General features: G+C 67.4%; 12 protein-coding genes. 7 read left to right on the top strand and 5 right to left on the bottom strand.

The window, feature by feature from the left end:
* Positions 1 to 11: 11 nt before the first annotated feature.
* Positions 12 to 3,383 carry a glycosyltransferase gene (locus ACP690_RS09900; protein WP_426261038.1) on the bottom strand — a complete coding sequence of 1,124 codons (3,372 nt, stop codon included), beginning with the start codon at positions 3,381 to 3,383 and terminating at the stop codon, positions 12 to 14.
* Positions 3,384 to 3,595: 212 nt separating this feature from the next.
* Entirely contained in the window at positions 3,596 to 4,573 is a 978-nt protein-coding gene (locus tag ACP690_RS09895) for a quinone oxidoreductase family protein (RefSeq protein ID WP_426261039.1), read from the bottom strand.
* A gap of 109 nt (positions 4,574 to 4,682) precedes the next feature.
* Between ACP690_RS09895 and ACP690_RS09890 the strand changes: the two genes are divergently transcribed.
* The gene (locus ACP690_RS09890) at positions 4,683 to 6,107 is read left to right on the top strand and encodes an aldehyde dehydrogenase family protein (RefSeq protein WP_426261040.1); all 1,425 of its coding nucleotides are present in this window, start codon (positions 4,683 to 4,685) and stop codon (positions 6,105 to 6,107) included.
* Positions 6,108 to 6,245: 138 nt separating this feature from the next.
* On the opposite strand, the gene ACP690_RS09885 is transcribed toward ACP690_RS09890, so the two are convergent.
* Positions 6,246 to 6,908, bottom strand: coding sequence for a spermidine synthase (locus ACP690_RS09885; RefSeq protein ID WP_063688031.1), 663 nt, complete (start codon positions 6,906 to 6,908; stop codon positions 6,246 to 6,248).
* Positions 6,909 to 7,080: 172 nt separating this feature from the next.
* Here ACP690_RS09885 and ACP690_RS09880 point away from each other — a divergent pair, with 172 nt between their 5' ends.
* Together ACP690_RS09880 and ACP690_RS09875 are read left to right on the top strand one after the other, a co-directional pair.
* Entirely contained in the window at positions 7,081 to 7,431 is a 351-nt protein-coding gene (locus ACP690_RS09880; protein WP_017977926.1) for a DUF6481 family protein, read from the top strand.
* A gap of 214 nt (positions 7,432 to 7,645) precedes the next feature.
* Positions 7,646 to 8,671: a hypothetical protein gene (locus ACP690_RS09875; RefSeq protein WP_426261041.1), complete on the top strand. Its 1,026-nt coding sequence runs from the start codon at positions 7,646 to 7,648 to the stop codon at positions 8,669 to 8,671.
* A gap of 159 nt (positions 8,672 to 8,830) precedes the next feature.
* Here ACP690_RS09875 and ACP690_RS09870 read toward each other — a convergent pair whose 3' ends face one another.
* Together ACP690_RS09870 and epsC are read right to left on the bottom strand one after the other, a co-directional pair.
* Positions 8,831 to 9,169 (bottom strand): DUF2794 domain-containing protein, encoded by a 339-nt coding sequence (locus ACP690_RS09870; RefSeq protein ID WP_017977924.1) that lies wholly within the window; start codon positions 9,167 to 9,169, stop codon positions 8,831 to 8,833.
* A gap of 13 nt (positions 9,170 to 9,182) precedes the next feature.
* Complete coding sequence (gene epsC / locus ACP690_RS09865; RefSeq protein ID WP_116462402.1) at positions 9,183 to 9,887, bottom strand: serine O-acetyltransferase EpsC; 705 nt, start codon at positions 9,885 to 9,887, stop codon at positions 9,183 to 9,185.
* Between the two features lie 204 nt (positions 9,888 to 10,091).
* Here epsC and ACP690_RS09860 point away from each other — a divergent pair, with 204 nt between their 5' ends.
* The 4 genes from ACP690_RS09860 to ACP690_RS09845 all read left to right on the top strand — a co-directional run bounded on the left by ACP690_RS09860 (position 10,092) and on the right by ACP690_RS09845 (position 14,381).
* Complete coding sequence (locus ACP690_RS09860; protein WP_426261042.1) at positions 10,092 to 10,865, top strand: sulfite exporter TauE/SafE family protein; 774 nt, start codon at positions 10,092 to 10,094, stop codon at positions 10,863 to 10,865.
* Between the two features lie 138 nt (positions 10,866 to 11,003).
* Positions 11,004 to 11,567, top strand: a complete 564-nt coding sequence (gene ahpC, locus ACP690_RS09855) for an alkyl hydroperoxide reductase subunit C (protein WP_295561803.1) — start codon at positions 11,004 to 11,006, stop codon at positions 11,565 to 11,567.
* Positions 11,568 to 11,668: 101 nt separating this feature from the next.
* The gene (gene ahpF / locus ACP690_RS09850) at positions 11,669 to 13,255 is read left to right on the top strand and encodes an alkyl hydroperoxide reductase subunit F (protein WP_426261043.1); all 1,587 of its coding nucleotides are present in this window, start codon (positions 11,669 to 11,671) and stop codon (positions 13,253 to 13,255) included.
* A 223-nt stretch (positions 13,256 to 13,478) separates the two neighbouring features.
* On the top strand, positions 13,479 to 14,381 hold the full coding sequence (locus tag ACP690_RS09845; RefSeq protein WP_017977919.1) for a hydrogen peroxide-inducible genes activator: 903 nt from the start codon (positions 13,479 to 13,481) through the stop codon (positions 14,379 to 14,381).
* The last annotated feature ends 7 nt before the right edge of the window (positions 14,382 to 14,388 follow it).

The raw sequence follows: 14,388 nt of genomic DNA, 5'->3' as shown, positions 1-14,388 counted from the left end.
CGCGCGCTCCCTCACCCCGCCTGCACGCGGCCGGTGCGTTGCAGCTTGCCCCAGCCGACCATCGGCCCGCGCATCGCCTGCGTGATCGCCTTCAGCACGACGTAATACATGATCTGGCGATAGCCGACGCGCTGCGGGATCAGCAGCCACAACAGGCTCCACTTCTCGCGCCGTTCCAATGCGAAGGCGACCGTTGCCGCCAGCAGGTCGATCGTCGTGAACACCGCCCAGAAGGTCAGCATCGTGTAGACGTCGTGGCTCGTCTGCGCCCAGCCGTGCGCCTGCACGTCGAGATAGGTGACGACGAAGCTGACCAGCAGCGCCAGGTCGATGATCGGGCTGATCGCGGCGAGCAGGATCTGGAACACGATCGCCTGCGGCAGACCGACCCAGCCGAGCCCCCGCGGATGGCTGCTGCCGATCGCCGAGCGATGCTTCCACAGGCATTGCAGCGTCCCGAATGCCCAGCGGAAGCGCTGCTTGGCGAGCGCGCGGAACGTCTCGGGTGCCTCGGTCCACGCCACCGCATATTGATCGTAGCGGACGGCCCAGCCCGCGCGCTGGATCGCGATGGTGAGGTCCTGGTCCTCGGCCAGCGTGTCGTGCGGATAGCCGCCGACCTGCTGGATCGCCGCCAGCCGCCATGCGCCGACCGCGCCCGGCACCACCGTGATCGCATTGAGGCGCGCGAACGCCCGACGCTCCAGGTTCTGCGCGGTGATATACTCCAGCGCCTGCCACTTGGTGACGAGGTTCACGCGGTTGCCCACCTTGGCATTGCCCGCGACCGCGCCCAGCTTCGGATCGTCGAACCAGCGGGCGAGGCGCGCGATCGTCGTCGGTTCGAACTGGGTGTCGGCGTCGAGCGCGATGACGATCTCGCCCTTCGCCTGCGCCAGCGCGGTGTTGAGCGCACGCGCCTTGCCGCCGTTTTCCAGCGTCAGCAGGCGAACGCGCGGATCGTCGCCGAACGCCTCCGCCACGACGGCGGAGGTGCGATCCTTCGACCCGTCGTCGATCACGATCACCTCGATTGCGACATCGGTGGAGGCGAGCACGCCGCGGACCGCGCGTTCGATCACGCGCTCTTCGTTATACGCCGGGATCATCACCGTCACGAAGCGCGTGGGATCGATCGCCGGGAACACCTCGCGTCCCTCGCGCCGCGCCTGGATCAGCGCCAGGGCCGACAGCGCAAGCGCGCGCAGGATGCCGACGGTGATCGCGATCGCGAACATCCAGTGCAGCGCGACGACGATGAAGCCCAAGGCGCTGAACAGCCCGAGGTCGACACGCGCGGCCAGCTGGTCGCTGGCGCTGATCGGCGGCATCGATGCGTTGCGCGACAGGCCGGCGAGGGTCGAGACGGGCACGAAGTGATAGCCCATCGCCCGCAGCCGATCGATGATCACCGGCAGCGCCGCGACCGTCTCGGCACGGTTACCGCCGGCATCGTGCAGCAGGATGACGTTGCGGCTGCAATCGACGGGCGAATCGTTGGTGCAATTGGCGGGACCATCCGTGACGCGCGCGATCGTGCGGTCGATGATCGCCTGCACGCCCGGCCGCTTCCAGTCGTCCGGATCGACGTGCAGACCCACCGAGACATAACCGCGGTTCTGCGCCTGGAGCACCGGCCCCAATTCGTCCGCGGTGCTTGGCTCAGCATCACCGAAATAGGGCGCGCGGAACAGGCGCAGCGATCGGCCGGTGAAGGCCTGGAACAGGCGCTGGTTGGCATTCAGCTCGAACAGCACCTGCCCCGGCGACGAGGTCGCGAGATTGGGGTGGGTATAGGTGTGGCTGCCGATCTCATGGCCTTCCATGATCATCCGCTGCAACAACGGTCGCTGCGTCAGCGCATTCTCCCCGACGATGAAGAACGTGCCGGGGGCATGTTCGCGCTTCAGCACGTCGAGGATCTGCGGCGTCCACTTGGGGTCCGGTCCATCGTCGAAGGTCAGCGCGAGCAGCTTCTTGCGATAGCCGGTACGGTCCACCTCCAGTGGTGCCGGCAGGCGATCGAAGCGCACGTCGGTGATCGCGCCATTGGGGCCGGTGACCACGGACCGCTGGCCGGTGACGGGCGTGCCGGCCACCTTCAGGATTTCGCCCGGTCCTTCGATGTCGACGTCGGTGCCCGCGGGGATCGTATCGATGACGCTGGCCGGCGGCAGCGTGCGATGATCGCGGCCGAACAGCTTCCACACGCTGGGGTCTTCGGCACCTAGGCGCCACAGCGCGATGCTGCCGATGCCCGCGCGCTGCAGGAAGGTCATCTCGTTATAGGCGGACGCCGCATCGAGCAGCCAGACGACATGGCTCTCGTCGCCTTCCTTATAGGCGAAGCTGCTGTTGCCGCTGACCGGATCGAAGGTCGGGACCGTGCCCGAATCGCGCGCGGCCTGCCACGCTTCCTCGACGCTCATCGCGTCGTTACCGGCCGGCGACCAGTTGTAGGCGTAGGAGCCGATCGCCACGACCAGCTTCTGCGGCGGGATGCCGCGCGAAGCATTGGCGACCTGTTCGACGAACCAGTGCTGCGACGCGATCGGCCCCGGCTCGCCCGAGGTTTCATGCTCGTCATACGCCATCAGGAAGATCTTGTCGGTGACCTTGGCATAGGCGGGCAAGTTCCATTCCGGATTGCCGACCGGCGCCGCGATCGCGACCACCCAGCCGCGCGGCGCGAAGCGGCGCTGCGCATCGGCCAGGAAGGCGCGGTAATTGGCCTGCGCACTGGCGGGCAGATTTTCGAAGTCGAAGAAGGCGCCGCCCGCGCGGTTGTTGGCGAGCCAGGGGACGAGCTTGTCGAGGAAAGCCGCGCGCGCCTTCGGATCGGCCATCAGCGCGGCGGTGCCCTTGCCGTCCCAATTGCCGTTCAGCGCATTCTGGATCATCGGCAACACCACCGGGCGGTGGATCGCCTTGTTCAGGATCGTGCGGCCGGCGGTGTCGCGGAACACGGTGATCTGGTGGTTGGGTCCCGTCACGGAGACCCAGCCGGGGATTACCCAGTCGAGCTGTTCGACATGGCGGCGAAGGCTCGCGGCGCTCGACGGGTCCCAGGGCGTGTGGAAGGCGATGGCCAGCGTCGGATTGCCCGATGCCGCGGGCTTGCGCGCCGCGGTGCCGAACAGCTTGTTCTCGTAATACGCGATGCTGCGCCGCGCGCGTCGCAACACGCCATGCGGCGCCGCCATCCGCTGGAGCGGCGGCCGTTCGACCTCCACGGGCAGCAGCGGCGCGACCGGCACCGCGCCGATCGACACCGCGAACATCGCGACCGACAGCACGAGCAACAGGACGAACGCGACGACCGCCAGCGTAAACCGCCGTTTACGCCGACCGCTGGCATCGTAGAAAACCGAATTCTGGGACATTGGCGACACTCCGGCGCCCGCCATGCCCGACGATCGATGGCACGATCAAGACGTCAGAATGACAAACCGTTCATGCGGCCGCTGCCCATTGCTTCGTCTATCCGATTGCGTGCGACCATTACCCGGCTTTTACAGCACGATGCCCTCGAACGACTTGCGCCGCCCCGACAGGGTGACTGCCCCTTTTCTCTTCACGCCCGCGACCCAAGGCCTCAGACGGTCAGGATCGTGCTGCCCCGCGTCTCGCCCGCTTCCAGCGCCCGATGCGCGTCCGCCGCGTCCTCCAGCGCAAAGGTCTGGCCGATCTCGGGACGGATCGCGCCCGATCGCAGCATCGCATAGAGCCGCTCGATCCCCGCCTGCCGTTCCTCGGGCGTGACGTAATAATCGAACAGCGTCGGACGGGTCACGAACAGCGATCCCTTGGCCGCCAGCACGCCCAGGTTGACGCCCGTCACCGCGCCACCGGCATTGCCGTAACTGACGATCAGGCCGCGCCGCGCGGTCACGGCCAGCGTCCGCTCCCAGCTCGCCATGCCGACGCCATCGAACACTACCGCGACGCCCGCGCCATCGGTCATGTCCTTGACGCGCGCCACGACATCCTCGTCGCGATGGAGCAGCACATGATCCGCGCCCGCCGCCCGCGCATGCTCCGCCTTCGCCTGCGTGCCGGCCGTACCGATCACCGTCGCGCCGATCGCCTTCAGCCAGCCAGTCATCAGCTGCCCGACACCGCCCGCCGCCGCCCACACCAGCACCGTCTGCCCCGCCTGCACGCGCGCGCAGCGGTCGACCAACGCCTCGACCGTACACCCCTTCAGCAGCATCGCGGCGGCCGTGCGATCGTCGACATCGTCGGGCAGCCGGAAAAGCTGCTTTGCCGCAACGTTGCGTGCCGTGGCATAGGCGCCGCGCGACGGCCCGAACGTGCCGACCCGGTCGCCCACCGACAGGCCATTTACGCCCTCCCCCACCGCCTCGACCACTCCCGCCGCCTCACTGCCGAGCCCCGCCGGCAGGTCGACCGGATAGACGCCGCTGCGATGATAGGTGTCGATATAGTTCAGGCCGACCGCATGATGGCGCATCCGCACTTCGCCCGGCCCGGGCGGCGGCAGGTCGATGTCGACCCATTCGATCACCTCCGGCCCGCCGGTGCGGGTGATGCGTGCGACGCGTTCGCTCATATGCCGTCCGTCCTTCTCGTGCCCCGCCCCAACCCGCAATACGCGTTTCGGGTTGCAACCGATCCCGGTGCATCGCACTATCGATGCAAATCCGATGGAGAGCGATGCGATGACTGATCCCCTCACCTTCTACATCGACGGCGCCTGGGTGGCGAGCGAGGGTGGCCGCCCCTATGACGTCATCGATCCGTCGACCGAACAGGCGGTGACGACGATCACGCTCGGCACGCAGGCCGACGTCGACAAGGCGGTCGCCGCCGCGACCCGCGCGTTCGAGACATTCTCGCAGACCACGCCGGAGGAACGCGCCGACCTGCTCGATCGCGTGATCGAGGTGTACAAGAGCCGCATCCCCGATCTCGCCAAGGCGGTCAGCCAGGAAATGGGCGCGCCGGTCGGCTTCGCGCAGGCGGCGCAGGCGCCGGCGGGCCTCGGTTATCTGATGGGCACGGTGAAGGCCTTGCGCGAATTCACCTTCTCCGAACAGGTCGGCAAGGCGCGCGTCGTCCACGAACCGATCGGCGTCGTCGCGATGATCACGCCGTGGAACTGGCCGCTCAACCAGATTTGCGCCAAGGTCGCGCCCGCGCTCGCCGCCGGTAATACGATGATTCTCAAGCCGTCCGAGGAAGCGCCAAGCTGCGCGATGATCCTCGCCGAAATCCTGCACGAAGCGGGCGTACCCGCGGGTGTGTTCAACCTCGTCAACGGCGACGGCCCCACGGTCGGCGCGGCGCTGTCGACCCACCCCGGCGTCGACATGGTGAGCTTCACCGGATCGACGCGCGCCGGCATCGCGGTGGCACAGGCTGCGGCGGCGACCGTCAAGCGCGTCCATCAGGAATTGGGCGGCAAGGCCCCCAATCTGGTGCTGGAGGGCGCAGACCTCGCCAGCGTCTTGCCGCCGACGCTGCAGGGCGTGCTCGCCAATTCGGGGCAAAGCTGCATCGCGCCCACCCGCCTGCTCGTCCATGACAGCCAGGCCGAGGAAGCGGCGCAGGTCGCCAAGGCGATCTTCGAATCCGTGCCCGTCGGCGATCCGGCCGAGATGGGCGCGCATATCGGCCCGGTGGTCAACAAGGCGCAGTTCGACAAGATCCAGGCGCTGATCCAGTCGGCGATCGACGAGGGCGCGACGCTCGTCACCGGCGGCCCCGGTCGTCCCGATGGTCGCAATGCCGGCTATTACGTCCGCCCGACCGTCTTCGCCGATGTAACGCCCGACATGCGCATCGCGCGCGAGGAAACGTTCGGCCCGGTCGCGACGATCACCCGCTACACGGACAGCGACGAGGCCGTGCGCCTGGCCAATGCCACCGAATATGGCCTGTCGGCGGCGATCTCCGGCGATCCGGCGGAAGCGGCCAAGGTCGCGCCGCGCCTGCGCGCCGGCCTCGTCACGATCAACGGCTGGAGCGGCCCGGTCGGCACGCCGTTCGGCGGCTTCAAGCAATCGGGCAACGGCCGCGAGGGCGGCAAATACGGCATTGCGGACTTCATGGAGCTGAAGACGATCGTCGGCGAGCCGGCGTAGGAGACGCACGGACGCGCCATCATTCCCGAGGTCGCGACCCTCACCCTTCCGGCGCTTCGCGCCTCCCTCCCTCTCCCATCGGGAGAGGGAAGGGGCCCGCCCGGCGCAGCCGGGTGGGAAGGGTGAGGGCGCCGCGTCCTACCGCTTCCGCGCGAACCAGATCGTATGCATCGCGCCCTTGCCATTGCTGCGCGCGCGGACGCTCACTTCGTCCACCTCAAACCCGGCGTCGCGCAGCCGTTTGGTGAACGCCGCGTCCTTCCCCGCAGACCACACCGCCAATATGCCCCCCGGCGCCAGCGCCACCCGCGCCGCCGCCAGCCCGCGGTTCGAATAGAGCCGGTTGTTCTCGGCGCGCACCAGCCCGTCAGGCCCATTGTCGACGTCGAGCAGGATCGCATCATACGTCCCCGCCCCGATCGCGTCGGCGACATCGCCCATTCTCACCGTTACGCGGGGATCGTCCAGCCCGCCCGCGGTCAGGTCCGCCATCGGCCCACGCGCCCAGGCGATAATCTCCGGCACCAGCTCGGCCACGGTCACACGCGCATCCCGCCCCAATGCCGCCAAGGCCGCGCGCAACGTAAATCCCATGCCGTATCCGCCGATGAGCAGATGCGGGGTGCGAGACGCCAGCCGTTCGATCGTCATGACGGCGAGCGCCTCTTCCGACCCGCTCATCCGGCTGTTCATCAGCTCGTTGCGTTCCAGCACGATCATGAAATCGCCGCCGCGGCGGAACAGGCGCAGCGGCTCGCCGCCCGGCACCTCGGCGGTTCCCAATAGCTCGCGCGGGGTCATCGATCGCGTCCTTCGTTGCGGCGAAAGGCGCCGCCCTACACGCTCGCCAGCCGCACCGCGAGCCGGTTCCACACGCAGCGTTTTGGAGAATGCGACGTTTTGCTGTAACGGCACGCCGCCGAGGTCGCATCGTCGACCCGTCAGTCCGACAATAAGGAATACCGTTCACCACATGGCCGCCTACAAACCCCAGACGTTCCAGGAGCGCGCCGCGCTGTCCGCCAAGGCCAAGGAGGCCGCACTCGAGAAGCTGCGCAACCGTCCGCAGGTCGACGAAGCGGTCCTCGCCGAGCGTATCGCCGCCGCCGAAGCCAAGGAAGCTGCGCGCGCCAAGGCGAGCGCCGAAAAGAAGGCCGCCCGCGAACAGGCGATCGCCGAGAAGAAGGCCGCTGCCGAAGCCGCGCGCATCGCTGCCGAGGAAGCCGCCGCCAAGGCCAAGCCCCGCATCCCGACCGAGGCGGAGATGAAGGCTGCCCGCGACGCCCGCTACGCCGCCCGCAAGGCCCGCGTCGGCAAGCGCTGATCCCGCATGGGTGGCGGCGCGGCCCATCACCGCTCAGGCGAGTCGCCCGTCACACCCACCGGAACCCCATCGTCATTGCGTTCCGTAGGTCGCGGTGACGGAGCGAGGGACTCCCTCGTCCGCTAAGCGCCCAAACACCCAAGATATTAGTGTGTTGAACAAATAATACACTGCTGATAGCCTCCCCCGATCGGCAACTTGGGGAAGGATCGCCATGTACAGCGAAAGCGACATCGATGGCGCGGTGGCGGCGGGGGCGATCTCCGCCGACGCCGCGGCGGCGCTGCGCGCGCACATCGCCGCGGCGCACGCAGCACCGGCGGTGGACGAAGAGCATTTCCGTCTGCTCACCGGCTTTAACGACATTTTCGTCTCGATCGCGATCGTGCTGCTGCTCGTCGCGGTGGGGCAGATCGGCACCTCGCTTGCCCGTCCGCTCGGTGGCGCGTTCGTCGCGGGCACGGCATGGGTGCTCGCGGAATATTTCACCGCCAAACGTCGGATGGCGCTGCCCAGCATCCTGCTGTTGATCGCCTTCGTCGGCGGTGTCGCTGGCGGTCTGTTCGAGGGCGTGCAGGCCATCGTGCCGAACCTTGGCGATCGCGCGGGGGCGCTGGCGATCGCGGGCATCGGCCTGGCCACCGCCGCCGCGGCGTGGCTGCACTGGCGCCGCTTCATGGTGCCGATCACCGTCGCCGCCGGGGCGGCCGCATTGGTCGCAACCGCGATCGGCCTGATCCTCGCCGCCATCCCCGACGTGAAGGATGCGGTCTGGCCACTGCTGCTGGTCGGCGGCCTTGGCGTCTTCGCCGCGGCGATGCGTTGGGACATGAGCGATACCGAACGCAAGACGCGTCGGTCGGACGTCGCCTTCTGGCTACACCTCGCCGCTGCACCGATGATCGCGCATTCGATCTTCCAGATGCTGGGCGTGTTCCGCGGCGATATCGGCGCAGGGATGGCGGTGGTGGTGCTGGCGCTCTACGTCTGCTTCGCCGCCATCGCGCTGGCGGTCGACCGTCGCGCGCTCCTGGTGTCGGGCCTCGCTTATGTGCTGGCCGCGCTCTACGCGCTGTTCCGCAGCGCCGGCGCCATCGAGCTCGGCGCAGCATTCACCGCCTTCGTTATCGGATCGGCGCTGCTATGCCTGTCGGCCTTCTGGCAGCCGATGCGCCGTGCCGTGGTGACCGCGCTGTCGCAATCGCTCCGCCGCCGGCTGCCACCGGTGCAATACGCTTGAGGGGACCGGGGGAGGCGCCGCCTTCCCCGTCATCCTCTGATCCGAGCGGCCGTCACCCAGCGAGGGCTGGGGCGTCTCGCGGCTCCTGCTGCCCACTATAACGAGGATATCCGAACCATCGCTGCGATGACGGTCGATAGGCGGCCCCTCGCCCTCGCGTCAGTCCACCAGCTTCATCAACCGCCGCTCGATCGGCGCCAGTACCGGGCCGAGCTCCTGACCGCGCTTCAGGACCATGCCCTGCTCGCCGATCAGCGCCCACATGCCCTGCCGCGCACGCAGCGCAGGGCGTTTCTCGATACGGAATTCGGGCCGTTCGGCGGTGCGGCGAAAGGCGGCGAAGACCGCGGCATCCTTGCCCAGCTCCATCGCATAGTCTTTCCAATGCCCCGCCGCGACCATGCGGCCGTACAGGTCGAGAATGCGGTTCAGCTCGACGCGTTCGAACCCGACCTGTCCCGGCTCGCGTCCCAGCGGAAACGGCGTGACGATCCCCATCAGGCCCTGCCCGTCACGCTCTGTCACGCTCCGCGTGCGGCGCGGCGTCGTCCGCCCGTTCGGCGAGCAGCGCGTCCAGCCGCTTGCGCATCGATTCCAGCTCGCAGCGCATCATCTCGATCTTCTGCGTCGCCGGGTCGAACATCTCGCTGCACGGCGTGCCATAGGGCACGAAGCGCGACGGCGTTTCGGCCGCGCCGCCCTCCACCATCGTCGGCCGCGCCGGGATGCCGACCATCACCGCGCCCGCCGGAACGTCGCGCGTCACCACCGCATTGGCACCGACGCGCGCGCGCGGACCGACCAGGATCGGCCCAAGCACCTGCGCGCCCGATCCGATGATGACGCCATCGGCCAGCGTCGGGTGGCGCTTGCCTGCGACGCCATTGTCGGGGCTGGTCCCGCCCAGCGTCACGCACTGATAGATGGTGACGTCGTCACCGATCTCCGCCGTCTCGCCGATCACGACGAAACCATGGTCGATGAAGAAATTGCGGCCGATCGTCGCGCCCGGATGGATATCGATCGCGGTCCATGCCCGCGCGAAATGGTTGACCGCCCGCGCCAGGAAGAACAGCCGCCGCCGGTACAAAGCGTGCGCGACGCGATGCAGGCCCAGCGCCCAAACGCCCGGATACAGCAGGATCTCGGCGCGCGAATGCGGAGCCGGATCACGCGCCCGGATCGAATCGAGATAGGCGGCAAGCCGTCCGAACATCCGTTACTTCCCCTTGCCCTTCCGGCTCGTCATCCGCTGCATGTAACGCTTCGGCGACGTAATTTCCATGGTTCCGCCGCAGAGCCGTCGGCAGAGACCCCGCGGCTTGGGGGCGGCAAAGCCCAGCTTTGTTGTGGGAATTGGCCACAGCGTGCACGATGCGACCAATGCGTCTTTGCCGGGCGCCGGGAGTTACCGCCTGCGATGCCTGATTTTCTGACTGCGATCGACTGGTCCCAGGTGCTGCCGTTCATCGCGATCGGCTTTGCGGCGCAGGTCATCGACGGCGCGCTCGGCATGGCGTTCGGCGTCATCAACTCGACCCTGTTGGTGACGGTGATGGGCGTTCCCCCCGCGGTCGCCTCCGCCAGCGTCCATGCGGTCGAAACCTTCACCACCGCCGCGTCAGGTGTCAGCCACGTCGTACACCGCAACGTCGACTGGAAGCTGTTCCGCCGGCTCGTCATCCCCGGCATGATCGGCGCGGTGGCCGGCGCGACGTTGCTCAGCACGATCGACGCCTCGGTCGCCAAGCCGTTCGTCATGGCCTATCTCGCGTGCATCGGCCTGTACCTGCTGTTCCGCGCGGTCGGTGGCGAGATCAAACCGCGCAAACCCCGCGTCGTCGCGCCGCTCGGCTTGGTCGGCGGCTTCCTGGATGCCGCGGGCGGCGGCGGCTGGGGTCCGGTCGTCACCTCCAACCTGCTGATTCAGGGCGCGACGCCGCGCCACACGATCGGCACGGTCAACACGGCGGAATTTTTCCTCACCGCCACCGCCTCGGTCACCTTTTTCTCCGTGCTCGGCTGGTCCGCTTTCACTCTGCACACGCTCGGCATCCTTATCGGCGGCCTCGTCGCGGCGCCGTTCGGCGGCATTCTTGCCAAGCGCGTCCCCACCCGCCACCTGATGGCGCTGGTCGGCGTGTTGCTGACCCTCACCAGCGCCTGGTCGATTTATTCTGCACTTGCAAAGTGATACGCTCGCGCTTGCGGTAGAAAGATGCCAGCGCCCTCGTATTAATCGATCACATCGATCATGCGGCGCAAACAGATCAATTTTGCATTGCAGCATGATCGCCTATATCGGCTCCACACCATTCAACGGAGACGACCCATGGCCCTCATCGGCAGCAAGCTGAAGCCCTTCACCACGCAGGCCTACAAGGAAGGCAAGTTCGTGTCGGTCAGCGACACCGACGTGCTCGGCAAGTGGGCGGTGTTCTTCTTCTATCCGGCCGACTTCACGTTCGTCTGCCCGACCGAGCTGGAAGACCTCGCCGACGTATATCCCACGCTCCAGAAGATGGGCGTCGAGGTGTACAGCGTGTCGACCGACACCCACTTCAGCCACAAGGCGTGGCATGACAGCTCGCCCGCGATCGGCAAGATCAACTATTACATGCTGGGCGACCAGAATCACGTGATCAGCAACAACTTCGAAATCCTGCGCGAAGGCCAGGGCCTGGCCGATCGCGGCACGTTCGTGATCGATCCCGACGGCGTGATCCAGCTGATCGAAGTGACGTCGGAAGGCGTCGGCCGCAACGCCGCCGAACTGCTGCGCAAGATCAAGGCCGCGCAGTATATCGCCGCGCATCCGGGCGAAGTCTGCCCAGCGAAGTGGGAAGAGGGCGAAGAAACGCTCGCCCCCAGCCTGGACCTCGTCGGCAAGATCTAAGCCGGCTGCCCCCCGGGGCCACGGCACGCGCGGCCCGGGGCGGACCATCCGCCTCGGGCCGTTCGCTTTTTACGTAGACTCATTCCTTTCGGGAGCCTCCCATGCTCGACGCCAATCTGACGCAGCAGCTCAAAGCCTATCTGGTCCACGTCCGCTTCCCCTTGGAGCTGGTCGCGAGCCTGGGGCAGGACGCCAAGTCGCAGCAGATGCGCGAGCTGCTCGACGAGATCGCCGCGCTGTCGGACAAGGTCAGCGTCACCACCGGCGATGACGACCGCACCCCCAGCTTCCTGATCCGCCGCACCGGCACCGACATCGGCGTCCGCTTCGCCGGCCTGCCGATGGGCCACGAATTCACCTCGCTGGTGCTCGCGCTGCTCCAGGTCGGCGGCCACCCATCGAAGGCGGCGCAGGACCTGATCGAGCAGGTCGTGGCGCTCGATGGCGACTATCATTTCGAAACCTATTTCTCGCTGTCCTGCGCCAATTGCCCCGACGTCGTGCAGGCGCTGAACCTGATGGCGGTCCTCAACCCGCGCGTGACGCACACCGCGATCGATGGCGCACTGTTTCAGGACGAGGTCGCCAGCCGCAAGGTGATGGCAGTGCCGACCGTATTCCTGAATGGCGAACCCTTCGGCCAGGGCCGGATGGAGCTGGAACAGATCGTCGCCAAGCTCGACACCGGCGCCTCCGCGCGCGCGGCCGAAAAGATCGGGGCCAAGGACGCGTTCGACGTCCTCGTCGTCGGTGGCGGCCCTGCTGGTGCCGCTGCGGCGATCTACACCGCGCGCAAGGGCATCCGCACCGGCATCGCGGCGGAACGCTTCGGCGGGCAGGTGCTCGACACGATGGGGATCGAGAATTTCATCTCGGTGCCGCACACCGAAGGCCCGAAGCTCGCCGCAGAGCTGGAACGCCACGTGCGCGACTATGACGTCGACATCATGAATCTGCAGCGCGCGGAAAAGCTGGTGCCCGCGGGCGCCGACGGCCTGCACGAAGTCGTGCTCGAAAACGGCGCGTCGCTGAAGGCGCGCACCGTCATCCTCTCGACCGGCGCGCGCTGGCGCACGATGAACGTGCCGGGCGAGGCGGAATACCGCAACAAGGGCGTCGCCTATTGCCCGCATTGCGACGGCCCGCTGTTCAAGGGCAAGCGGGTTGCGGTGATCGGCGGCGGCAATTCGGGCGTCGAAGCGGCGATCGACCTTGCCGGCATCGTCGCGCACGTCACGCTGATCGAATATGACAGCGAATTGCGCGCCGACGCGGTGTTGCAGCGCAAGCTGCGCAGCCTCGCCAACGTCACCGTCCTCACCTCTGCGCTAACGACGGAAGTCCATGGCGATGGCGACAAGGTCGTCGCTTTGTCCTACCGCGACCGGAATAGCGAGGCGGTGCATCGGGTCGATCTCGCCGGTATCTTCGTGCAGATCGGCCTCGTCCCCAACACCGAATGGCTGGCGGGAACCATCGCGCTGTCGCCGCGCGGCGAAATCGAAATCGACCACCGCGGCCACACCTCGCAACCCGGCATCTTTGCTGCGGGCGACGTGACGACCGTGCCGTACAAGCAGATCGTGATCGCAATGGGCGAAGGGTCGAAGGCAGCACTGTCGGCCTTCGACCACCTGATCCGCATGCCGGTGGAAGAGACCCGCGACTGGGAAGAAGCGGCGGAGTAATCCTCAAGGCAGACGATCGCCTAGCACTACCCGTCACCCCGGACTCGTTCCGGGGTCCACCGGGCGGCAAGGGGGTGGCAAGAGGCTCCAGCCCTCCCCCCGCGGCTAAGTGGACCCCGGAACGAGTCCGGGGTGACGAGTTTTGCCGGGCAGCCGCCACGCCAGCCAACCCGCCAGACTTAGGACTGGCATCCCCCTGCCCCACCCCCTATCTCGCCAGCCCATGGCGGCGACCTACCTCCCCACGCTCAAACAGCTGCAATATCTCGTCGCGCTCAAGGACCATGGCCATTTCGGCCGCGCGGCCGAGGCGTGCTTCGTCACCCAGTCCACGCTGTCGGCGGGTCTGCGCGAGCTCGAAACGCTGATCGGCGTCACCCTCGTCGAACGCACCCGCCGCGTCGTCCGCTTTACACCGCTGGGCGACCGGATCGCGGACAAGGCGCGCCGTGTGCTGCGCGAGGCGGAAGAATTGGGGGACATCGCTCGCGCTGCCGGCCGGCCGCTGTCGGGCGAGATGCGGATGAGCGTGATCCCGACGATCGCGCCGTTCATGCTCCCCCACATCCTGCCCCGCCTGCGCCGCGACTATCCCGACCTCAAGCTGTTCCTGCGCGAAGAGCCCTCAGGCGCCGCGTGCGAAGGCTTGCATAACGGCCGTACCGATTGCGTGCTGCTCGCTTTGCCCTTCGCGTGCGGCGACGTCGCCAGCCAGCCTTTGTTCGACGATCGGTTGTTCGTCGCCTATCAGCCGCAGGACATGCCGTCGGACCCGCCCGCCGTGCCCGCCGCGCTGATCGACGAAACGCGGCTGCTGCTGCTCGAGGACGGGCATTGCCTGAAGGACCATGCGCTCTCGGCGTGCAACCGCCCGGAATTGCGCGCGGAAGCGACGATGCTCGGCACCTCGCTGCACACGATCGTCCAGATGGTCGACAACGGCCTGGGCATGACAATGCTGCCCGAAATGGCGTTGAAGGCGGGCATCCTCGATCACACCAATATCGTCGCCAAACCGCTGGACGCCGACAATGCGGTGCGGCGTATCGCATTGGTCTGGCGCCGCGCGTCGCCACGCGAAAAGGATTTCCAGCTGCTTGCCGAGGCGCTGGCCGAAGCCCGGTAAGGGCCGA

This window comes from Sphingomonas sp. DC4900 (assembly GCF_049896485.1).
GTDB classification, from domain to species: domain Bacteria; phylum Pseudomonadota; class Alphaproteobacteria; order Sphingomonadales; family Sphingomonadaceae; genus Sphingomonas; species Sphingomonas aquatilis.
Note: the sequence above shows the minus strand (reverse complement) of the source record. Positions and strands in the feature narration are given on the sequence as shown.